20 protein-coding genes are annotated in these 21,171 nt (G+C 46.2%); 1 reads left to right on the forward strand and 19 read right to left on the reverse strand.

All coding sequences use genetic code 11. The annotated features are described in order from the left end of the window. Window positions 1-13: 13 nt before the first annotated feature. The 9 genes from nrdR to ASG02_RS08800 all read right to left on the reverse strand — a co-directional run bounded on the left by nrdR (window position 14) and on the right by ASG02_RS08800 (window position 9,510). The gene (gene nrdR, locus ASG02_RS08760) at window positions 14-490 is read right to left on the reverse strand and encodes a transcriptional regulator NrdR (RefSeq protein WP_035406313.1); all 477 of its coding nucleotides are present in this window, start codon (window positions 488-490) and stop codon (window positions 14-16) included. Between the two features lie 13 nt (window positions 491-503). Next, window positions 504-872, reverse strand: a complete 369-nt coding sequence (locus ASG02_RS08765; protein ID WP_035406312.1) for a hypothetical protein — start codon at window positions 870-872, stop codon at window positions 504-506. Between the two features lie 107 nt (window positions 873-979). After that, window positions 980-1,366: an adenosylmethionine decarboxylase gene (gene speD / locus ASG02_RS08770; protein ID WP_023469024.1), complete on the reverse strand. Its 387-nt coding sequence runs from the start codon at window positions 1,364-1,366 to the stop codon at window positions 980-982. 258 nt (window positions 1,367-1,624) lie between these two features. Further along, window positions 1,625-2,668, reverse strand: a complete 1,044-nt coding sequence (locus ASG02_RS08775; protein ID WP_056062652.1) for a glyceraldehyde-3-phosphate dehydrogenase — start codon at window positions 2,666-2,668, stop codon at window positions 1,625-1,627. A gap of 154 nt (window positions 2,669-2,822) precedes the next feature. Further along, window positions 2,823-3,407: a dephospho-CoA kinase gene (gene coaE / locus ASG02_RS08780; protein WP_056062653.1), complete on the reverse strand. Its 585-nt coding sequence runs from the start codon at window positions 3,405-3,407 to the stop codon at window positions 2,823-2,825. Then, entirely contained in the window at window positions 3,404-4,234 is an 831-nt protein-coding gene (gene mutM, locus ASG02_RS08785) for a DNA-formamidopyrimidine glycosylase (protein ID WP_035406306.1), read from the reverse strand. The genes coaE and mutM overlap by 4 nt, the downstream gene beginning before the upstream one ends. Before the next feature lie 16 nt (window positions 4,235-4,250). Continuing rightward, complete coding sequence (gene polA / locus ASG02_RS08790) at window positions 4,251-6,848, reverse strand: DNA polymerase I (protein ID WP_056062656.1); 2,598 nt, start codon at window positions 6,846-6,848, stop codon at window positions 4,251-4,253. A 212-nt stretch (window positions 6,849-7,060) separates the two neighbouring features. After that, window positions 7,061-8,794 (reverse strand): two-component system histidine kinase PnpS, encoded by a 1,734-nt coding sequence (gene pnpS, locus ASG02_RS08795; RefSeq protein ID WP_035406301.1) that lies wholly within the window; start codon window positions 8,792-8,794, stop codon window positions 7,061-7,063. Next, window positions 8,791-9,510, reverse strand: coding sequence for a response regulator (locus ASG02_RS08800; protein WP_369792024.1), 720 nt, complete (start codon window positions 9,508-9,510; stop codon window positions 8,791-8,793). Before ASG02_RS08800 ends, pnpS begins: the two co-directional genes overlap by 4 nt. A 211-nt stretch (window positions 9,511-9,721) precedes the next feature. Between ASG02_RS08800 and ASG02_RS08805 the strand changes: the two genes are divergently transcribed. Further along, window positions 9,722-10,147, forward strand: a complete 426-nt coding sequence (locus tag ASG02_RS08805) for a divergent PAP2 family protein (protein ID WP_035406299.1) — start codon at window positions 9,722-9,724, stop codon at window positions 10,145-10,147. A gap of 49 nt (window positions 10,148-10,196) precedes the next feature. Here the strand turns inward: ASG02_RS08805 and ASG02_RS08810 are convergent, their stop codons facing one another. The 10 genes from ASG02_RS08810 to ASG02_RS08855 form a co-directional block, all read right to left on the reverse strand. Next, window positions 10,197-11,336, reverse strand: coding sequence for a zinc-dependent alcohol dehydrogenase (locus ASG02_RS08810; protein ID WP_035406295.1), 1,140 nt, complete (start codon window positions 11,334-11,336; stop codon window positions 10,197-10,199). 325 nt (window positions 11,337-11,661) lie between these two features. Continuing rightward, window positions 11,662-12,600, reverse strand: a complete 939-nt coding sequence (gene mdh / locus ASG02_RS08815) for a malate dehydrogenase (protein ID WP_056062660.1) — start codon at window positions 12,598-12,600, stop codon at window positions 11,662-11,664. Window positions 12,601-12,622: 22 nt separating this feature from the next. After that, window positions 12,623-13,897, reverse strand: coding sequence for an NADP-dependent isocitrate dehydrogenase (gene icd, locus ASG02_RS08820; RefSeq protein WP_056062664.1), 1,275 nt, complete (start codon window positions 13,895-13,897; stop codon window positions 12,623-12,625). A 71-nt stretch (window positions 13,898-13,968) separates the two neighbouring features. Continuing rightward, complete coding sequence (citZ, locus tag ASG02_RS08825) at window positions 13,969-15,081, reverse strand: citrate synthase (RefSeq protein ID WP_056062666.1); 1,113 nt, start codon at window positions 15,079-15,081, stop codon at window positions 13,969-13,971. A gap of 218 nt (window positions 15,082-15,299) precedes the next feature. Beyond that, complete coding sequence (locus ASG02_RS08830; RefSeq protein WP_035406282.1) at window positions 15,300-15,770, reverse strand: DUF441 domain-containing protein; 471 nt, start codon at window positions 15,768-15,770, stop codon at window positions 15,300-15,302. 58 nt (window positions 15,771-15,828) lie between these two features. Continuing rightward, window positions 15,829-17,577 carry a pyruvate kinase gene (pyk, locus tag ASG02_RS08835; RefSeq protein WP_056062669.1) on the reverse strand — a complete coding sequence of 583 codons (1,749 nt, stop codon included), beginning with the start codon at window positions 17,575-17,577 and terminating at the stop codon, window positions 15,829-15,831. A gap of 65 nt (window positions 17,578-17,642) precedes the next feature. Next, the gene (pfkA, locus tag ASG02_RS08840; protein WP_035406276.1) at window positions 17,643-18,611 is read right to left on the reverse strand and encodes a 6-phosphofructokinase; all 969 of its coding nucleotides are present in this window, start codon (window positions 18,609-18,611) and stop codon (window positions 17,643-17,645) included. 147 nt (window positions 18,612-18,758) lie between these two features. Then, entirely contained in the window at window positions 18,759-19,694 is a 936-nt protein-coding gene (accA, locus tag ASG02_RS08845) for an acetyl-CoA carboxylase carboxyl transferase subunit alpha (RefSeq protein WP_035406271.1), read from the reverse strand. Next, window positions 19,681-20,541, reverse strand: coding sequence for an acetyl-CoA carboxylase, carboxyltransferase subunit beta (gene accD, locus ASG02_RS08850; RefSeq protein WP_056062672.1), 861 nt, complete (start codon window positions 20,539-20,541; stop codon window positions 19,681-19,683). Before accD ends, accA begins: the two co-directional genes overlap by 14 nt. Before the next feature lie 20 nt (window positions 20,542-20,561). Beyond that, window positions 20,562-21,080, reverse strand: a complete 519-nt coding sequence (locus tag ASG02_RS08855; protein ID WP_056062676.1) for a FadR/GntR family transcriptional regulator — start codon at window positions 21,078-21,080, stop codon at window positions 20,562-20,564. Window positions 21,081-21,171: the final 91 nt, after the last annotated feature.

The following is a 21,171-nucleotide window of genomic DNA, read 5'->3' on the forward strand; positions in this document are numbered from 1 at the left end:
TCTTATATCACGTTCAATTCTCACGGTCATTTTCCTGATGTCGCTCCATCAGTTCAGAGAGCTCTTGGAAAAAGACATTGATGTCCTTAAATTGTTTATAAACACTCGCAAAGCGGACATATGCCACTTCGTCAACGGATGCTAGTTCATTTAATACGAGACGTCCGACCTGCTCACTTGGAATCTCATGCTGAGCTGTCGCTCGTAATGCCTTTTCGACCCGACTGACGACTGTTTCTAGCTGTTCAATCGAAATCGGTCGTTTTTCACAGGCACGCACTAATCCGCGTAGAATTTTCTCGCGATTGAACTCGTCACGCGTTCCGTCTTTCTTTACGATGATTAAAGGGGTCTGCTCGACCATTTCGAATGTCGTAAAACGATAGCCACAAGACTCACATTCACGTCTTCTTCGAATCGAACCGAAATCCTGGACTGGTCTTGAATCCAGTACTTTTGTTCCGTTAAAATTACAGGCTGGACAGCGCATGCCGTACCTCCGTTCACGTGATTTCTTTTGTTCCAATCATCTTTAATCGATACCCTGCATCAAGTGATGCATAGATTCGCTCAATTTGTTTCTCGAGATCAGGTCCGAGAAGACTTTCACGGTGTAAGAAGAGATCGACGGCAGTACGTCCGCCTGCCACCATGATGACTGTCGCAAGTCCATCGACTTCTTTTAAGGTAAAAGCGAGTTCTCCACGTTCCGCGTCAACACGACGAACCGTTCCGCCATCTTGCTTTAAGATATTTTCTAAACCAGCAAATAACATTTCCACAGTTGCTGCGTAGTAGTGTGTGCGTAGGTTTTCGTTTTTATGTGTATCGGATGTCTCTAGCTGTTTTTGCAAACGTTCCTTCAGTCCCATGGTCATCCTCTTTTCTTTGTTTCTTCTACTATTAAGAATAACAGACGTCAGACATATTAAAAAGCCCTCGTCTGAACGACGAGGGCTTGACGAATTCGTGTGTATTGTCAGTTGACGTGCTGGACAGTAGCCGCTGGAACTTGAACAGGTCCCATACCACGTGGAATTTCGACATTTTCACGGATTTTCGCATCGAGCTTTTCAGCAATGTAGTTCGCTGCGATGGCTGGATCGATCCGATCCCCACAAGTAAAGACATCAACCGATGCATACCCGTGCTCTGGGAAACTGTGAATCGTTAAGTGCGATTCAGAGATAATGACGACGCCACTGACGCCGTGTGGTGCAAACTTGTGGAATGCTACTTCTCGTACTTCTGCACCTGCTTGAAGTGCTGCGTCAACGAAAAGTCGTTCAACGAATTCCATGTCGTTCAATTTTTCAGGATTACAATCCCAAAGTTCTGCAATAATGTGTCTTCCCATAGTATCCATTTGTGGATCCCCCCTACATTCAATGGTCTTCAAAGTAGTTGATCACTTACTTTGCGCCTGAGTCGTTCGCACCCACGGGGGAAAGTTAGTCCAGAGAGGTCCTAACCCTTTAAGCTGCGATTGCCAGACCGATTGAAGTTCACGATTTGAATTATAGCGAGTATCAAAAAGATACACAAGGATAAATTTCAAAAATTAATATATTTTAAGAAAAAAAACGGGACAGCCCCCGTCATTGCTGGGATCTGCCCATTATAATTAATTTAATTCAAGTTCTTTTTCAACGGTTTCCATCGCCTCTAAGTGTGCCGAGACGAGGTGTACGAGATCGACGACGCGGCATGAGTAACCCCACTCATTATCGTACCAAGCGAGGACCTTCACCTGACGACCACCCATGACCATCGTCGAGAGCCCGTCGACGACCGTCGAACGTTCTTCTCCGTTAAAGTCGATTGAGACGAGCGGTTCCATCGTCATTCCGAGAATGCCATCAAGCGCACCGTCCGCTGCTTTCGTGAAGGCTTCGTTCACTTCAGCGACCGTCGTATCCCGACTGACTTCGACGACGAGATCGACGAGTGATACGTTCGGTGTCGGAACACGAAGCGCGAGTCCATTTAATTTCCCTTCCAAATGTGGCAAGACGAGCGCAATCGCCTTTGCCGCGCCTGTCGACGTCGGAATGATCGATGAGCCGCATGCCCGGGCGCGCCGTAAATCCTTATGCGGGTTATCAATGTTATTTTGATCGTTCGTAAACGCATGAACCGTCGTGACGAGACCGGATTCGATTCCGAATGCACGGTCGATGACTTGTACGACAGGTGCGAGACAGTTCGTCGTACACGATGCGTTCGAAACGATATCATCCGTTTCATGATCATACATGTCATCATTGACACCCATGACGATCGTCCGAACATCCCCTTTAGCAGGTGCCGTGATGACGACCTTTTTTGCTCCTGCCACTAAATGCTTCGCAGCGCCCGTATCCGAATTGAACTTCCCTGTTGCTTCGACGACGATATCGATGCCGAGTTCCCCCCACGGCAATAGCTCAGGATTGCGTTCACTGACGATTTGAATCTCTTTTCCGTCAACCATCAACGCCCCATCGATGATGTCGACCGGATAATTGAATTTTCCGTGTACCGTATCATACTTGATTAAATGCGCGAGTGTTTCGACTGGATAACTCGCATTAATTGCTACGACTTCGCTTTTCCCCTCAGCGATCAGACGTCGAAAGACCATTCGACCAATTCGACCAAAACCATTGACTGCCACCTTGACTCCCATGTGCGGATCCCCCTTCAATGTGACGGATGTAGCTCCGTTTACAGATAGAACTATATCATGAAATGTAAGCGATTTCATTATGTTCTCTAAAAAAAGTGAGAGAAGATGGAAACTTCTCTCACTTCATGTTTTTCATAACTTGTCATCATTTGCATCAATCACCATACCGACTTAACCACTCATCGATTTGTTGGTATAACGAATCAATACTACCGTCATTGAAGAATACATCATCTGCAAGCTCTTTTTTCTGTTCGATGCCGAGTTGCGCATGGATACGTGCATACGCTTCTGCTTTTGATAAATCATTACGTTGCATCAATCTTCTTAACTGCATATCTTCTGGGCAATAGACGACAACGACGCGTTCGAACAGGTTTCGCCAATCCCCTTCTAGCAGTAACGGAATATCAAATACGACGAGAGAATGTCCTGAACGTTCATAGGCATCTGCTGCTTCGAGCATCTGTTGTCGAATACTCGGGTGCATCAACTGATTCAATTGTTGTCGTTTTTCACTATCTTGAAAAATGATTTGCCCGAGCTTTGGACGGACAAGACGTCCTTTTTCAAACGCCTCTGGGAATGCCAGTTGGACTGCATCATATGCTCGCCCTCCCGGCTCAACGACTTCTCGCGCAATGAGATCCGCATCGATGACCGCTATTCCTTTTTGTTTTAAATAGCTAGAAACCGTACTTTTACCGGTTGCGATACTCCCTGTCAGACCGACTCTCATAAGGCAACCTGTTGGCACGTCGGACAGAAATGTGTTCCCCGTCCACCGACTTTGATTTTTTCGATGGCTGTACCACAACGAGGACACGGTTCCCCTTTTTGACCATATACCGCAAGTTGAAGCTGGAATTCACCTTTTCCTGACGGCGAGACATAACTCCGGATCGTACTTCCCCCTGCTTCCACCGCTTGTCGTAAAACGTTGACACCGGCTTGATGAATGCGTGAGATATCGTCGAGTGTCAAGGCGCCGGCTTTCGTCAACGGGTGGACGCGTGCAGCATGAAGGGTCTCATCGACATAGATGTTACCGAGACCAAGGAAGATGGACTGGTCGAGCAGTGCCGTTTTGATTGGACTTCTCTTTTTACGAATTAAATTCTCCGCTAACACTTCTGCTGTAAATTCCGGATCAAATGGTTCACGCTCCAGTTGTGCCAGTGGAGCAGTCTGCATCGCTGTTTGCTTATCACGTAATTCCATCGTTCCGAACTTCCGAACATCATTATAGTGAAGTTCCGAACCATCCGTGAAACGGAAGACGACATGCGTATGTTTATCCCGTTCAACCGGTTGTGGATATGGGAAGTACTTTCCTTCCATCCGCAAATGGCTGACGAGATAAAAACGATCAAAATCAAAGAGCAGGAACTTTCCGCGACGTTCGACGCGTTCGATCCTTTCTTGATGTAAGGCATCTGCAAATGGCGCCACTTCCATCCCCCGAATCATTTTCGGATGGTAGACTTTGACGGAAGAGACTGTCTTTCCAGAGACCGAACGTTCTAAACTGCGGCGAACGGTCTCGACTTCAGGTAATTCAGGCACATCTATTCCTCCTTGCTTACTTCGTTTCGTACCACGTATGCCCTGCGCCCCCATCGACGCGTAGCGGTACGGATAGTTCGACGGTCTGCTCCATCGCTTGTTTGACAAGTGCTTGTAAAGCGTCGAGTTCTTCGTCTGGTGCTTCAAAAATCAATTCATCGTGTACTTGTAATAACAAGCGTGCCTTCAGATTAGATGCTTTCAAAGCAGCATGAACATCAAGCATTGCTTTTTTAATGATATCTGCAGCCGAACCTTGAATCGGTGTATTGATCGCAGTACGTTCAGCAAAACCACGTAAGTTAAAGTTTTTCGAATTGATATCCGGAATATTGCGGCGACGGTTCATCAACGTTTCGACGAATCCATTTGCTCGTGCCGTCTCGATTGCTGTATCCATGAACTGTTTGATTTGCGGGAACAACTCGAAATAACGATCGATGAATGATTGCGCTTCTTTGCGTGTGATGTTCAAGTTTTGAGACAATCCATAATCGCTGATTCCGTAAATGATTCCAAAGTTGACGGCTTTCGCCTGACGCCGCATGTTTCCTGTGACATCTTCCGGTTCGACACCGAAGACACTACTTGCCGTTTGAGTATGAATATCCTCATCATGGAGGAACGCATCGACAAGCGTCTGATCCTGCGACATATCGGCCATGACACGTAATTCGATTTGTGAATAATCAGCAGCGTACAATGACCAGCCTGTTTGACTCGGAACGAAGGCTTTTCGAATCTTTCGTCCTTCTTCAATCCGGATCGGGATATTCTGAAGGTTCGGATTGACCGAACTTAAACGACCTGTTTGAGCGATTGTCTGAGCAAAACGAGTATGGATTTTTCCATCTTCCTTGATGACTTTTTGCAATCCTTCAACATACGTCGACTGCAACTTTTGCAGTTCTCGGTAAAGCATGATGTGATCGATGACTGGGTGCAGCGGACGCAGTTTTTCAAGGACATCTGCGGCAGTCGAGTAGCCCGTCTTTGTTTTCTTAAAGGCAGGGAGTTCGAGTTTTTCAAACAAAATTACACCGAGTTGTTTCGGAGAATTAATATTGAACGACTCACCTGCTGCTTCAAAGACCAATGTCTCAAGTTCTGTTAAACGCCCAGCAAGATCCGCTTGCATCTCTTGGAGCGTCGCGACGTCTACGCGAATCCCAGTCCATTCCATCTCAGCGAGGACACCTGATAGTGGACGCTCTAACGTTTCATATAAATCGTATTGTTGATTCGCCTTCAGTTCTTCTCGGACTTTTGGGAACAGCAATTCAACCATCCGTGCTTTCTCAGCTAAATAAGGATGAAGAGCTTCATCTTCTGGCGCGAGACGTTTCGCCCCCTTACCGAGTACTGCTTCCTCATTCGGCGCCATTAATGCATAATGACCAGCGATCGAAGCGAGTGTTGTACCGCCACTTAAGTTTAACAAATAGCCTGCTAATAACAGATCTTCGTACCCGTTCAATGTCAAGCCGTGTTTACGCAATGCAAATGCGACTTGTTTCGCATCGAGACAAATCTTTTGATGTTCCGACTCGATCCATTGACGGAATGCTGGATCCTCGACGAGCGTCGGAGCAGCAACATAGATCGTGTCAGGCGTTGCTATCGCAAATCCAATGATGTCTTCTTCCATGTAATCTTCTCGAAGCTGTTCTGCAATCAATACGGCATCCGTGACGTCTTTAGGAAGTGAAGTGATCGTCACGACGTTTAATTGTTCTTTATCCTCTTCTTTGACGACAGGGGCGAATCGATTCGTCAATGACTTGAAGCCAAGTGACTGGAACAATGAATAAGGAACTTGGGTATCGACATTGCGAATTTGCAAATCATCTAGCGTCGTCTCGAGCGGGACATCCACCTTGATTGTCGCGAGTTCTTTCGACAGTCGTGCGAGCTCTTCGTTCGCGATGACTTTTTCTTTCTGCTTCCCTTTTAAATCCTCGACATGTTCGTACAGTCCTTCAACAGAACCGTATGCCGAAATCAATTTAACAGCCGTCTTTTCACCAATCCCAGGAATCCCTGGAATATTATCCGATTTATCACCCATCAACCCCTTCAAATCAATCATTTGAATCGGCTTTAGACCACCATACGTCTCAGCAAACAGTTCCTCTGTCATGCACTGGACGTCCGTGATCCCACGCTTCGTGATCAAGACTTCGACCTTATCCGTGACAAGTTGAAGTAAATCTTTGTCTCCTGTGACAATCCGCGTCCGATCCGTTGGCATTGTCCGTGCGAGCGTACCAATCAAATCATCTGCCTCATAGCGATGGAGTTCCATCATTTGAATACCGAGTGCTTCACAGATGTCTCGGACGATCGGGAATTGTTCTCGTAGTTCGGACGGTGTTTTTTCCCGACTTCCTTTATACTCCTGATAGACATCGTGACGGAATGTTTCACTCGAAGCATCAAAGGCAACGAGCATATGTGTCGGTTGCTCTTCTTCAAGCAACTTCAATAACATCATCGTAAAGCCATAGGCTGCGTTCGTATTTCGTCCTTGCGCGTCCGTCATTGGTGGTAAAGCGAAAAACGCCCGATAAGTCAATGAGTTCCCATCAATCAATAACAATTTATTTTCCATCATCTACGCCCCTTTAATCGATTTTCTGTCCCTATTGTATCACTCTGCACACATTTGTTCGCTAAAAATGACCAAAAAAAGACGATTGACTCAAGGAGAGTCAACCGCCAAGGGCATGACGACATGGGAGCTGATCCAGTCGCCATACAGATGATGAAGAAGGTACTTTCATCATAAGATACATCTATTAAGGAATTGTGAATCCACTGTGAAATTCAGCCATGTTTTGGTAAACGAATCGTAAACGTCGTTCCTTGTTGCTCCGCCGATTCGACATCAATTTCCCCATGGTGAAGATCAACGATGTGTTTAACAATGGCCAGCCCGAGACCCGTTCCACCTGAATTACGGCTTCGCGCCTTATCGACACGATAGAACCGTTCGAAGATACGCTGCGTCTCCTTCGGATGAATACCAATCCCATCATCTTTGATGATGAGTTGGACAGACTCTTCTCCGTCCTCGAGTTGAATCCAGACGTTACCACCGTTCGGGGTGTAGTTCAACGCATTCGCAACTAAGTTGACTACGACTTGTTTCAACCGATTCAAATCTGCCCGGATGAAGACTTCCTCTTCCGTTTCGATATGAATCATCATCTCTTTTTCCGCTGCTCGTCGATGCAACAGCTCAGCGGTTTCGCGAACGAGACTCGTCACATCAACGATTGCTGTCTCAAGCTGATAGTTGTCTTGTTCCAGTCGCGATAGTTCGAGCAAGTCTTCGACCAATGTCTGCATTCGTTCTGATTCATCATGAATGATCCGCAAAAATTGTTCCCGGATTTCCGGAACATCTTGCGCACCATCGAGTAACGTTTCTGCAAACCCCTTGATGGACGTCAGTGGTGTTTTTAATTCGTGGCTGACATTCGCAACGAAGTCTTTGCGCATCTGTTCCAGCTTTTTAATTTCCGTAATATCGTTGAAGACAACGGTCGTTCCTTGCACGCGACCGTTCTTATCAAAAATCGGTGCGGCACTGACCATAAACGTCCGACTGTTGATGCCGAAACGGACACTCGATTGTTTGCGATTCGGTTTTTCTGTCAGATAGACATCTTCAATCACCTGACTCATCTTTTCGTTCGGAAGTACGCGGTAATATAATTTTCCACTAGATGGTTCGTGAATATGGAACATCTCCCGATAGGTACGGTTAACAAGTAGTACATAACCCTTTTCATCAATCAGCATGAGACCGGCTCCCATGTATTCGATCAAGGATTCGAGTCGTGCCCGTTGCATCGCTTCACCGGATGATGCATTCTCTAGATTTCGTGCGAGGAGATTGATCGAGCGTCCTAAATCACGTGATTCATCTGGTGCCGCTAACTCGTAGACGCGTGACTTGTAATTCCCATGTGACAGTTCGTGCAACACATCGGTCGCCTCCGCAATTGGTCGTAGGAACCGTTTCGTTGAACGATAGATTGTCAAAAAGATGATTACGAGCGAAGCAAGGAGTGAGAAGAAAATGACCGTCCAAATCCGTGAATAGATAATATTCAAATCTTTAGCATAACGAATGAAACTGACGTACACTTCTCCACCATCTGCTGTTGGAACAGGCTTCGTGAACTGGACGACACTGTCATCCGTCTTCGATTCAAACGTGCCATCTTTGGGAATCGCTGAGAAATTGAGCGTTGCTACTTTCAGTTTCGTGACATCAACAGGGGTACCTGCGATGATTTCCCCACGTCCGTTAAATAAGATCATGTCAAAATTGGATTCGGCATACAATTGATTCACGTACTGTGCCATATCAGAAACTTCGCGCCCTTGTAGGATCGTCTCGACAAGCGAGGTTTCATCCATCAGTTTTTCTTTTTCATTTTGAACATAGAATTCCTTAAATGATTGTCCAAGTAGAAAACCGAGTGCAACCAGCACCAAACTAATGAAAGAAATCATTTTAAAGATGAACCGTTTCCGATACTTACTCATTCTGGTTTCGGCTCCTCCATCTTATACCCGAGACCGCGAATCGTTTTGATATAAATCGGCTTTTTCGTATTCGGTTCGATTTTTTCACGGACGTGACTGATATGCACATCCACGATACGCGTATCGCCGACGAAATCATAATTCCAAATCGCGGATAACAGTTGATCTCGTGTCAAGACACGTCCTTTATTTTTAGCGAGATATACGAGCAATTCAAATTCCTTAGGAGTAAGTTCAAGACGTTCTTCTGCTTTGAAAGCTTCGTAGTTATCCGGAACGATTTTGACGTCACCAATCAGAATCGTTCCGTCCGTGACCTCATCCGGGGATGCTGTCTGATGACTCATCCGTCGTAAAATCGCTTTTACACGGGCAACGACTTCGCGTGGGCTAAACGGTTTTGTCAGGTAATCGTCCGCACCGAGTTCTAGACCGAGCACCTTATCAAACTCATCATCCTTTGCCGTCAGCATCAAGATCGGTGTATTGATTTTCTGTTGACGTAGTCGTTTACATACTTCCAGACCATCGAGTTCCGGCAACATAAGATCCAGTACGATCAGTGCGGCATCTTGTTTTTCCGCTAATTTCAAACCTGACATTCCATCATGTGCCGTTTCGACGACAAAACCAGCCTGCTCTAAATTAAACTTCAATAGTGTTGCAATCGACAATTCATCATCTACCACGATAATTTTATCTTTCAAACCTTGCATCCCCCTCAAGTTTCGTTCTTTCGAATGAGGAATTCCGTGGAATCCGCTTCGTCTGTCTTCATCTTACCGACTTTTACTGGAAAATCACAAATCTTTCTGCTGTTTCTTTACATAATCTTTAAAGGAGACGATGAATCCCTCTTGATCATTCGTGTAAAAGCGATAAAAACGGGGAATCAATACATATCGTCAATCGTAGGAGGTAGAATGTATGGAATGGAATCATCCCCTTTTTGCAGCCATCACGGCATGGTTCATCGCTCAAGCAGCGAAGCTTGTTACGAGTTTGGTACGGACCCGAAAGTTCGACCTGGAGATCATGTTTGCTTCCGGTGGTATGCCTAGTTCACATAGCTCGACTGTCGTCGCGTTAGCCGTGGTCATCGGTTTTCAGGAAGGTTTCTCATCTTCGCTCTTCGCACTAGCTGCCATATTTGCCACAATCATCATGTATGATGCGACGGGTGTCAGACAAGCTGTTGGTGTTCAGGCAAAATTACTCAATGATTATTTTAAGGGAATTCGTCATGAGACCCCTCTTCTGAATGAACTCGTCGGTCACACTGAGTTTCAAGTATTCGTTGGTCTCTTACTCGGTTTAGCTGTCGGTATCTTGTGGCCAGTTTTCTTCTTTTAATGCAAACAACCCATCCGATTTTGGATGGGTTGTTTGCATGTGAAGTGACTTATGGTTTTAGAACGACCTTGATGCATCCATCTGTTCGATCATTGAAGGTTTGATAGGCTGCAGCAGCATCATCGAGTGCCACTCGATGCGTCACGATGTCCGTCGGATCAAATTCCTTATTGATGATTTTCTGGAACAGTTCCGGCATCAAATGGACGACGGGTGCTTGTCCCATTTTCAGTGTGATATTCCGAGTGAAAAAGTCGCCGAGTGGAAATTGATTATATTTTTTCGCATAGACACCCGTCAACTGTACGGTACCAAACTTCCGGACAGCATCCTTCGCAATATCAATGGCACTCAACGTTCCCCCTTGCAAACCAATCTTTTGTTCGATTTTTTCAACAGGTGACATCTTCCCATCAAGACCGACGCAATCAATCACGACATCTGCCCCACCTTGCGTCAATTCTTTGATGTAGGCACCACTTTCTGCATGATCTGAAAAATTCACGGTCTCGACTTTATTCGTCACTTTGGCGTGATTTAATCGATAGACTTGATCATCCACCGCAATGACCCGTTTCGCACCTTGCATCCATGCGAATTTTTGTGTCATCAGTCCGACAGGTCCCGATCCGAGTACGACGACCGTGTCCCCTTTTTTCACACCAGCATGCAGGACACTCCAATATGCTGTAGGTAAAACGTCAGATAAGAACAACAACGCTTCATCTTCTAGTTCACACGATTCAGGAATTACGAGCGGCATGAAATTTCCAAATGGTACTTTTAAATATTCCGCCTGACCACCGGGATGTCCACCAAACTCTTCTGTAAAACCAAAATATCCACCTGTATCGACATGCGGATTTCCGTTTGAGTTATCACATTGACTTTCCATATCATGTTCGCAAAAGAAACAGTGACCGCAAGCAACGTTAAACGGTAACACGACGCGGTCTCCCCGTTTGACCTTCGTCACTCCTGGTCCAACTTCTTCAACGATGCCCATCGGTTCATGACCAATGACATAGTCTTTGTGAGCCGGCATATTCCCTTGATAAATGTGTAGATCCGAACCACAAATTGCAGTCGAGGTGATCTTTACGATGATGTCATCGTTTTTATCAATCGATGGATCCTGTACTTGTTTGACTTGAACATCTTTTGTTCCTTGGTACGTTACGGCGCGCATGTAAAATCCCCCTTAGTGGAATAAAATGACGTACCTTTGTCCTTACCCTAATACAAGCATTTATTCTACATGTTTTTTAAAATTGGAACTTTTATACTACATGGATCACATGGTGTGAACTAACCATTTTACTTTACACATTTATATGTAAAAGAAGCTTATATCATGGCCCGATGCACCGTTTGTCTCAAAAATGGTCTTCTCGAAAAATCTATCGTTTGATGTGATCGGCTGACCTGTCCGCATTGTCAAAACTCGCAACACCTACTGTAACGAGACGAAAAAGACGAACCTGTCGAAAGTGACAGGTTCGTCTTTTTTAGATTCAGGATTTTAATAAGTCGAGTACCGAACGGACGGTAGACGCAGAGCGGTTCAATGCTTCTTGTTCATCGACAGTCAGCTCGAGTTCGTAGACGTGCTCGACACCGTTCCCACCAAGAATGACCGGTACACCAAAGTACATATCGTTGTATCCGTATTCGCCTTCGAGATAAGCGATTGCCGGAAGAATACGTCGCTGATCCTTCAAAATCGCTTCGACCATCTGAGCAATTGCCGCTGCTGGCGCGTAATAAGCGGAACCGTTTCCGAGTAACTGAACGATTTCACCGCCCCCTTTACGGGTCCGGTCAACGATCGCATCGAGTCGTTCTTTCGATATGAGCTTCTCAATCGGAATTCCTCCTGCCTGAGAATAGCGCAGTAGCGGTACCATATCATCTCCGTGTCCACCGAGCACGAACCCTGATACGTCCTTCACAGAAACATTGAGTTCTTCTGCTAGAAATGTCCGGAAACGCGCCGTGTCGAGGACTCCGGACTGACCGATGACACGTTCCTTCGGAAAACCAGATGCTTGATAGACCGTATACGTCATCGCATCGACCGGGTTCGTCAAAACGATGATGATCGATTCTGGTGCATGCGCGACGATTTCCTTCGTCACAGCTGTCATGACGGCAGCATTCGTACTGACAAGGTCTTCGCGGCTCATGCCCGGCTTTCGAGCAATGCCGGCAGTGATGACGACGATATCTGCGTCCTTGATATCTGCATAATCCGATGTCCCTTTTACCGAAACATCAAATCCGAGGATCGGCGCTGCTTCTTGCATATCAAGCGCCTTTCCTTTCGTCGGATTTTCTTGCTCTGGTCGGTCGACGAGGACGATATCACCTAACTCTTGCTGGGCAAGGTAAAGTGCCGTCGTCGCGCCCGTAAAGCCACTTCCTATGACTGCGATCTTCTTCCGTCTGTTCATCGACTCATTCCTCCTGATCGGATTACATGTTTTTGATGAGTTCGTCCGCGAATTCAGAACACTTCACTTCAGTCGCACCATCCATGAGACGTGCGAAGTCGTATGTGACGACTTTTGCTTCGATCGATGTTTCCATCGATTTGATGATGAGATCTGCTGCTTCGTTCCAACCGAGGTGACGGAACATCATTTCGCCTGACAAGATGACAGATGATGGGTTTACTTTATCAAGTCCAGCGTATTTTGGTGCTGTACCGTGAGTTGCTTCAAAAATCGCGTGACCAGTCATGTAGTTGATGTTTGCTCCAGGTGCGATTCCGATACCACCCACTTGTGCAGCAAGTGCATCCGAGATGTAGTCACCGTTCAAGTTCATTGTCGCAACGACATCGAACTCTTTTGGACGAGTCAAGATTTGTTGTAAGAAGATATCAGCGATTGAGTCTTTTACGATTAACTTACCAGCAGCTTCAGCGTCTGCTTGTGCTTTGTTCGCAGCCTCAGTTCCCTCTTCTTCTTTGATACGATCGTACTGGTTCCAAGTGAAGACGTGCTCTGCGTATTCACGCTCAGCAAGCTCATAACCCCAGTTTTTGAAAGCTCCTTCAGTGAACTTCATAATGTTTCCTTTGTGAACGAGTGTCAACGAAGCGCGCTTGTGCTCAAGTGCGTATTCGATTGCTGCACGAACGAGGCGTTCTGTTCCCTCTTTTGAAATCGGTTTGATTCCAAGACCAGATGTCTCAGGGAAGCGAATTTTGTTGACACCCATTTCGTTTTGAAGGAATTCAAGCAGTTTTGTAACGCCTTCGCTACCTTCTGCATATTCGATTCCTGCGTAGATGTCTTCAGTATTTTCACGGAAGATGACCATATCTGTATCTTCTGGGCGTTTAACCGGTGAAGGAACACCTGTGAAGTAACGAACTGGGCGAAGGCATGTGTACAAATCAAGCTCTTGACGTAATGCAACGTTCAATGAGCGAATACCGCCGCCGACTGGTGTCGTAAGTGGTCCTTTGATTGCGATGATGTGCTCACGGATGAGATCGAGTGTCTCTTCTGGTAACCAGTTACCTGTTTTGTTGAATGCTTTTTCGCCAGCATAGACTTCTTTCCATTCAATCTTCTTCTCACCGTTATAGGCTTTTTCAACTGCTGCATCAAATACGCGTACCGCAGCATTCCAGATGTCAGGTCCTGTTCCGTCACCAATGATGAATGGAATGATTGGAGCATTTGGAACTTGAAGTGTACCGTTCGTTACTGTGATGTTTTCGCCTTGAAGTGTAGCCATGTCTAAAAATCCCCCTTAAGTAATTGTAATCTACATCAAAAATCAGGAGAGGATTACTCCTCTCCGTCCTTTTAACGTTCTTCGATGGACACATATGTCCGGTGCGTTTCACCCGTGTAGTCTGCACGTGGACGAATCAGACGGTTATCGCTATACTGCTCTAAAATGTGCGCCAACCAACCTGACATTCGACTTACCGCAAAGATTGGAGTGAAAAGTTCTGTATCAAGTCCAAGTGCATGGTACGTAGAAGCGGAATAGAAATCAACGTTTGGTTTCAATCCTTTTTCCGACTGGACGATCTCGTCAATCTTAACTGACATCTCATACCATTTCGGTTCCCCGATTTGAGCAGTCAGCTGACGACTCATTTCCTGAAGGTGCTTCGCACGTGGATCGCCGTCCTTGTAGACACGGTGACCGAAGCCCATGATTTTTTGCTTGTTCTCAAGTTTATTATGAACATACTCGTCAACCTTTTCAACCGAATCAATTTCTAACAGCATCTTCATGACGGCTTCATTCGCTCCACCGTGAAGAGGTCCTTTTAATGCACCCATCGCTGCTGTCACACCTGAGTAGACGTCAGAGAGTGTCGCAACACAAACACGTGCCGTGAATGTCGAAGCGTTCAACTCATGGTCTGCATGAAGAACAAGCGCTTGGTTGAACGCTTTTTCAGCCACTTCTGTCGGCTCTTCGCCTGTCAACATGAACAGGAAGTTTGCAGCGTAAGAAAGACCTGTTTTAGGTGCGATTGGTTCCTGCCCTTTTTTAATACGCGCGTAAGCCGTAACAAGTGTTGCGATTTGCGCTTGTAATTTGATGGCTTTAGCGTAATTCGCCTCTGTCGACATATCTTCTGATGTTTCATCGTAAAGCGCGAGTTGAGAGAGCGCTGTTCGAATCATTGCCATCGCATTCGCCGACTTTGGTGCTGCCTTCATCGTCTCGAGAACGGCAGTCGCAACTGGTGCTTCGGAAATGAGTGCTTCCGACAGTTGCTTCAATTCCTCTTCTTTTGGTAGACGGTCGTTCCATAATAAGAAGACGACTTCCTCAAATGAGGCGTGCTCCGCCAAATCATCAATTGTATAACCGCCGTACGTCAATTGACTATCGATGATCGAACTGATTTTCGATGTCGTCGCGACGATTCCTTCTAAACCTTTAGTTTGCGTCATGACAATAATCCCCCTTTTTTTCCCCAGAAATTTAAAACGCTTTCATTTCCGTATTGAAAAAAAGACGTCCACTCAAGAGTCGTTCCCCATGCTTGTACCGCTGTACTCTTGAATAGACCATCTTGTTTCTGTTCTTAGTATAAACAAAATTACCCAAAAAGTGAATGAACTTGCATACTATTATCAAAAAATTAATTCGTATTCTTTGCTGATCCTGCTCATCCCGTGAACGTTTTTGCGATGATATCCCACATTCCGATGACAAGCGCAGCAATCCCAGCACCAATTAGCGGACCAACGGGTACTCCCCGAAAGAGTCCAACTGCGAGAATCGTTCCGGCAAGCAATGCCGTCGTGACAAGTGGGTCTTCTTTCATCAGACCAACACCATGTGCCGCTACGATCGCAACGAAGATTCCTGATAAAAATGAGATGATGCCGATATGCCCCCGAATACTTTGAATAAGTTCCTTAAATCCGATATCCCCTGCTGCGATCGGTACAAGAATCGCAGCCGTAATCAATGTGACACCCCACGTGATTCCTTTTGCCTGCAAGGATGGAAATAATCGACCATCTAGTCCGATCGCCTTGACGATCAACAGGAAAGCAGCAGCGATGATCAATGATTTATTTTGTGCGATGACCCCGATGAAGACGAGGGCAATCAAAAATAGATAAGCTTCCATACGTCCTCCTCATGAAAAAAAGACGGACATGACCTAAGTCACGTCCGTCATGAATGAATTATGCGTTATACAGTTTACCTGTCAATGGATCGATTGAGATCATTTGACCGTCTTTGAAGACTGTCAATGCATTTTCAACACCAACGATGACCGGTTTACCGAGTGATGGTCCAACGATACCAGCATGGCTAGTCAATCCACCATCTACTGTGATCATTGCTGCAGCCAATTCGATTGCAGGCATCATGTCACGATCTGTTGAGTTCGTAACGAGGATCATGCCTGGTTTCGCTTTCGCATTTGCTTCTTCAGCATTGTTTGCGATGACGACTTCACCAACAACACCACGTTCGCCGATTCCGCGACCGTTTGCGATCTCTTTACCAACGATGTGAACTTTTAGCATGTTCGTTGTACCAGCAGTCAAAGCAGGGATACCAGCCGAGATGACGACGAGGTCACCGTCTGTAACAAAACCAGCATCTTTCGCTGTATCTGCAGCAAGTGTCAACATATCATCCGTGTTGTCTGAGAGATGATCGACGACGATTGGATACACACCCCATACGATGTTTAACTGACGTGCGACACGTGCGCTTGGTGTAACAGCGACGATGTTCGGCTCCGGACGGTATTTCGAGATACGTGATGCTGTGTAGCCCGATTGTGTCGGTGTCAAGATTGCTTTTGCATCCAAGTTGATCGCTGTGTGCGTAACGGCTTGAGCGATCGCATCCGTTACTGTGTGCTCACTGCGAGTTTGACGATCTTTCAACAAGAGTTTGTAGTCGAGCATTTTTTCTGTACGTTTTGCGATCGAGTGCATCATTTTGACAGATTCAATCGGGTAGTCCCCTGCTGCTGTCTCACCTGAAAGCATGATTGCATCCGTACCATCAAGAATCGCGTTCGCAACGTCTGATGCTTCAGCACGTGTTGGACGTGGGAAACGTTGCATTGAATCAAGCATTTGTGTTGCTGTGATGACCGGTTTACCAAAGTCATTACAAAGCTTGATCAAGTCTTTTTGAGTTGGTGTTACGTCCTCTGTCGGGATCTCGATACCGAGGTCGCCACGCGCTACCATCAAACCGTCTGAAATCGCGAGAATTTCTTCGATGTTATCGACGCCTTCTTGGTTCTCGATTTTCGGGAAGATTTTGATGTGAGTCGCATTGTTTTTCTCAAGCAATTGGCGAATCGCAACGACGTCAGACGCACGGCGTACGAATGATGGTGCGATTAAGTCGACATCGCTCTTGATTCCGAATTCGATATCAGCTACGTCTTTATCTGTCAAAGCAGGAAGGTTAACCTTCACGTTTGGCAAGTTGACACCTTTTTTCGTTTTGATGACACCTTCGTTTTCGATAGAGCAACGAAGTTCACGGTTTGGAAGTTTTTCAACGACACGAAGACCGATGAGACCATCATCAAGCATGATCATCGAACCAACTTCGACGTCATCATAAAGTCCTTCATACGTAACAGAGAACTTATCTTTTGTTCCGACGATTTCGTTTGCGTCACCACTGACGACGATGACTTCTTGTCCACGTACGAGAAGTGCTTTTCCCTCTTCGAACGTATGCGTCCGGATTTCTGGACCTTTCGTATCAAGAAGAATCGTAACGATTTTGTTTGCTTCTTTTGCTGCACGACGGATATCTGTGATTCGTGCACCGTGTTCTTCATAATCGCCGTGTGAGAAGTTCAAACGAGCGACGTTCATACCTGCTTCGATCATTTCTGGGAGTCGTTTTTCTGACGCCGGTCCGATCGTACATACAATTTTAGTTCTGCGCATATTCCATAAACCTCCTACGGTGTTTGGCCAAGTTCTCTTGCCCATTCCAATCCTATCGACGTTCGTTAAATCGAAAGCTGTTTTGAAAGCTCAAGGATTTCAAGATCCAGCTCATGTTTGTTTGCGTCGAGTGCCTCATCGATATCGAGATCAATCATCTTGCCACCACGTACACCTACGACACGTCCTTGTTTTCCTTGAAGTAGGATTTCGATGGCATGTGCCCCCATCCGACTTGCAAGTACACGGTCCGCTGCCGTCGGTGCTCCACCACGTTGAACGTGACCAAGAACCGTGACGCGTGTATCGAGACCTGTTTCTTTTGCGATAGCGTCTCCCACGTCCTGAGCACGACCTGCACCTTCAGCGACGATGACGATCGAGTGTTTCTTACCGCGGTTGACACCACTTTGAATGCGATCGAGGACTTCTTTTAAATCTTCAGGACGTTCAGGAACAAGAATCGATTCTGCTCCACCAGCAAGTCCTGCATATAATGCGATATCACCCGCATCGCGTCCCATGACTTCAATGACATACGTCCGCTCATGCGACGATGCTGTATCACGGATTTTGTCGATCGCTTCAAGCGCCGTATTGAGCGCTGTATCAAAACCGATCGTATAGTCCGTTCCAGGAATATCGTTATCGATCGTACCTGGAAGTCCAATTGTCGGGAAGCCAAGTCCAGTCAATTTTTGGGCACCACGATACGACCCGTCTCCGCCTACGACGACGAGTGCATCAATTTCAAATTTCTTAAGATTGACGACCGCTTTTGCTCGTCCTTCTTCTGTACGGAACTCAGGGCAACGTGCTGAACGTAGGAACGTTCCACCTCGTTGAATGATGTCACCGACTGATCCAAGGTTCAACTGGACGATGTCCCCGTTGATTAATCCTTGATACCCGTTGTAGACACCGAATACTTCTAAGCCATGAAAAATCGCTTTACGCGTGACAGCACGCACCGCGGCGTTCATACCTGGTGCATCGCCGCCACTCGTTAAGACAGCAATCCGTTTTAAACTCACGTTAATCACCTCTCCATTAATCTGAATCTAAAATAGCACGTTGTTTTCTTGTTTTACAACAGGGCAGATTGCATAAACTTTCACTATCTTTTTCATCATCAATTCCGGAAATGAGGAATATCAATCATGATAGCGATTACATGGTGCTTATGTGCCAATTTGGTGATATTTTTCGGTCCGTTGATCGAGGAGCTCTTCCTTGGTCAGATGAACCAAAGTTTCGAGCTTCTGTACCAAGACAGATTTTAATTTATCCGCCTGTAATGACACATCAAGATGTGCTCCTCCGATGACTTCAGGAATGATAGCATCCGCGATTCCAAGGCGTAACAAATCAGGTGCTGTGATTTTCATCGATTCTGCAGCCTTTTCCGCAAGACTCGCATCTTTCCACAATAATGCTGCAGCACCTTCAGGAGAGATAACGGAATACGTCGAGTTCTCAAGCATCAAGAGTTGATCACAAACGCCGATTCCTAAAGCACCACCTGAACCGCCTTCACCAATGACAATCGAGATGATTGGCACAGTCATCCCAGCCATCTCAAACAAGTTTTTCGCGATGGCTTCACTTTGACCGCGTTCTTCTGCCGCACGTCCTGGATATGCTCCTTTCGTGTCAATGAACGTAATGATCGGTCGGTTGAATTTTTCCGCTTGTTGCATGAGACGCAGTGCTTTCCGGTACCCTTCTGGATGTGGCATTCCGAAGTTACGACGAATGTTCTCTTTTGTATCTTTTCCGCGTTGATGACCGATGATCGTCACGGGACGACCATTTAGCGTTCCGATTCCACCGACGATTGCTGCATCATCATACCCATGACGATCACCGTGCAGTTCGATGAAATCTTCACAAATCGATTCAATGTAATCGAGTGTCGTTGGACGTTCTGGATGACGTGCCAACTGAACACGATTCCACGCTTTCATATTCCCGTAAATATCGAGTTCTAACCGATGAAGGCGTTCTTCAAGAAGTTGCAGTTCTTCCTTGAAGTCAAGTCCTTGCGTTTCCGCCATGTCATGAAGCTCAAGAATTTTTTCGCGTAACGCGATGACTGGTTGGTCAAATGGTTGCATGGTTCGTTCCCTCCGCATGTAGCTTTAAGATTCGCGTATAGTACGTCTTCAGATCGTGTCGTGATACGACATCGTCCAGTTGACCTGCTTGCAATAAGAATTCTGCTGTTTGGAAATCTTCCGGTAGTTTTTCACGAATCGTCTGTTCGATGATCCGACGACCCGCAAATCCAATCAACGCACCCGGTTCAGCAATGTTGAAATCACCGAGCATCGCAAAACTTGCTGATACACCACCGGTTGTCGGATGGGTCATACAAGAAATATAGAGTAACCCTGCATCTGAATGCTGTTTTAAAAAGAGACTTGATTTTGCCATCTGCATGAGACTGACCATTCCTTCTTGCATCCGTGCCCCACCTGAAGCAGAGAATATCGTGACAGGTAGACGATGTTTCGTCGCGTAACGAACAGCTTCAGAAATTGCAGCACCAACGGCAGCTCCCATCGAGCCCATCCGGAATCGCGCATCCATGACACAAGCGACGAGTGGGTGACCATTCACATTCCCGACGCCACAGACGATCGCTTCCTTAAGACCCGTTCTGACTTGATCTCCTTTTAATTTTTCCGGATAGTCCTCAAATCCGAGGGGATCCGCTTGAACTGCCGGCAGATCAAAATATGTTACCGAACCTTCATCAAATAATTGCGTAAAACGTTCTTGCGCAGTCAATGGATGATGATATCCACATGAACAGACGCGTAGGTTCGCTTCTAGTTGTTTCGTATATTGGATCAATTTACATTTCGGACATTTTGTCATTAAGCCAACAGGCACATCGACACGTTGCTCCTTTGAAGTCAACGTGACGAACTTTTTAGGTTTTCGAAAAAATGCTTGCACGTTCAGTTCCCCCTTGTCATCTATGGGCGGTTCAAGAGTTGTTCCCGTTCCACTTGCGTATAGAGTTCCCCTTGACCGAAGCTTTTATGGAAGGCATTGACTTGTCGCCAGATTCGTTCAAACAGATCGTTATCGACCGCCTGAATCAACGTCTCACGAAACGCTGCATCGGATGCAACGACTGGTGCAAGCACCGAAAGGTCATCCAGCTGCGCGAGCGCTGCTTGCTCAAGCAAGCGGAGCGTTCCTGCCAAGTCTTCGAACTTCGAATCGCCAGTCACTAAGAATTGAGCGATGATTTGAATATAGGTATGATCGTCACGGTTCAACAGAAAGCTTCCGCCTCCGTGCCGTGTCTCGACGATGCCTAAATAAGCGAGCGTCCGTAATGCTTCTCGTACGGACGGTCGGCTGATGGATAGTCGTTCTGCCAGTTCCCGTTCCGATGGGATTCGGTCTCCTGGAACTAATCCATCTTGTTCGATCATCAATTTAATCGCCGCGATATTGGCTTCAAACGCATTTCGTTTCTTCTCCATATCGATACGGCACCACCTTTCTGACCCTTCAGTCGGTTGCTTTAATCGGTGGCATTGGTCAGACCAATTACCCTTTATTATAACAAATCTT

Source organism: Exiguobacterium sp. Leaf196 (assembly GCF_001423965.1).
Lineage (GTDB): Bacteria > Bacillota > Bacilli > Exiguobacteriales > Exiguobacteriaceae > Exiguobacterium_A.

Coding starts and splice junctions, on each gene's coding strand:
- icd (WP_056062664.1), bottom strand. CDS start 13,897: ATGGCTACACTTCAAGGCGAAAACATCACAGTAACGAACGGTACACTT.
- ASG02_RS08810 (WP_035406295.1), bottom strand. CDS start 11,336: ATGCGCGCCGTAACGTACCAAGGAACAAAAGATGTTCAAGTCAAACAA.
- polA (WP_056062656.1), bottom strand. CDS start 6,848: ATGATGGAAAATAAATTGTTATTGATTGATGGGAACTCATTGACTTAT.
- nrdR (WP_035406313.1), bottom strand. CDS start 490: ATGCGCTGTCCAGCCTGTAATTTTAACGGAACAAAAGTACTGGATTCA.
- citZ (WP_056062666.1), bottom strand. CDS start 15,081: ATGACGCAAACTAAAGGTTTAGAAGGAATCGTCGCGACGACATCGAAA.
- ASG02_RS08800 (WP_369792024.1), bottom strand. CDS start 9,510: ATGCAAGGTTTGAAAGATAAAATTATCGTGGTAGATGATGAATTGTCG.
- coaE (WP_056062653.1), bottom strand. CDS start 3,407: ATGAGAGTCGGTCTGACAGGGAGTATCGCAACCGGTAAAAGTACGGTT.
- ASG02_RS08765 (WP_035406312.1), bottom strand. CDS start 872: ATGGGACTGAAGGAACGTTTGCAAAAACAGCTAGAGACATCCGATACA.
- mdh (WP_056062660.1), bottom strand. CDS start 12,600: ATGAACAGACGGAAGAAGATCGCAGTCATAGGAAGTGGCTTTACGGGC.
- ASG02_RS08855 (WP_056062676.1), bottom strand. CDS start 21,080: ATGGAGAAGAAACGAAATGCGTTTGAAGCCAATATCGCGGCGATTAAA.
- ASG02_RS08805 (WP_035406299.1), top strand. CDS start 9,722: ATGGAATGGAATCATCCCCTTTTTGCAGCCATCACGGCATGGTTCATC.
- pyk (WP_056062669.1), bottom strand. CDS start 17,577: ATGCGCAGAACTAAAATTGTATGTACGATCGGACCGGCGTCAGAAAAA.
- ASG02_RS08775 (WP_056062652.1), bottom strand. CDS start 2,668: ATGGGAGTCAAGGTGGCAGTCAATGGTTTTGGTCGAATTGGTCGAATG.
- accA (WP_035406271.1), bottom strand. CDS start 19,694: ATGCAACCATTTGACCAACCAGTCATCGCGTTACGCGAAAAAATTCTT.
- ASG02_RS08830 (WP_035406282.1), bottom strand. CDS start 15,770: ATGGAAGCTTATCTATTTTTGATTGCCCTCGTCTTCATCGGGGTCATC.
- speD (WP_023469024.1), bottom strand. CDS start 1,366: ATGGATACTATGGGAAGACACATTATTGCAGAACTTTGGGATTGTAAT.
- pnpS (WP_035406301.1), bottom strand. CDS start 8,794: ATGAGTAAGTATCGGAAACGGTTCATCTTTAAAATGATTTCTTTCATT.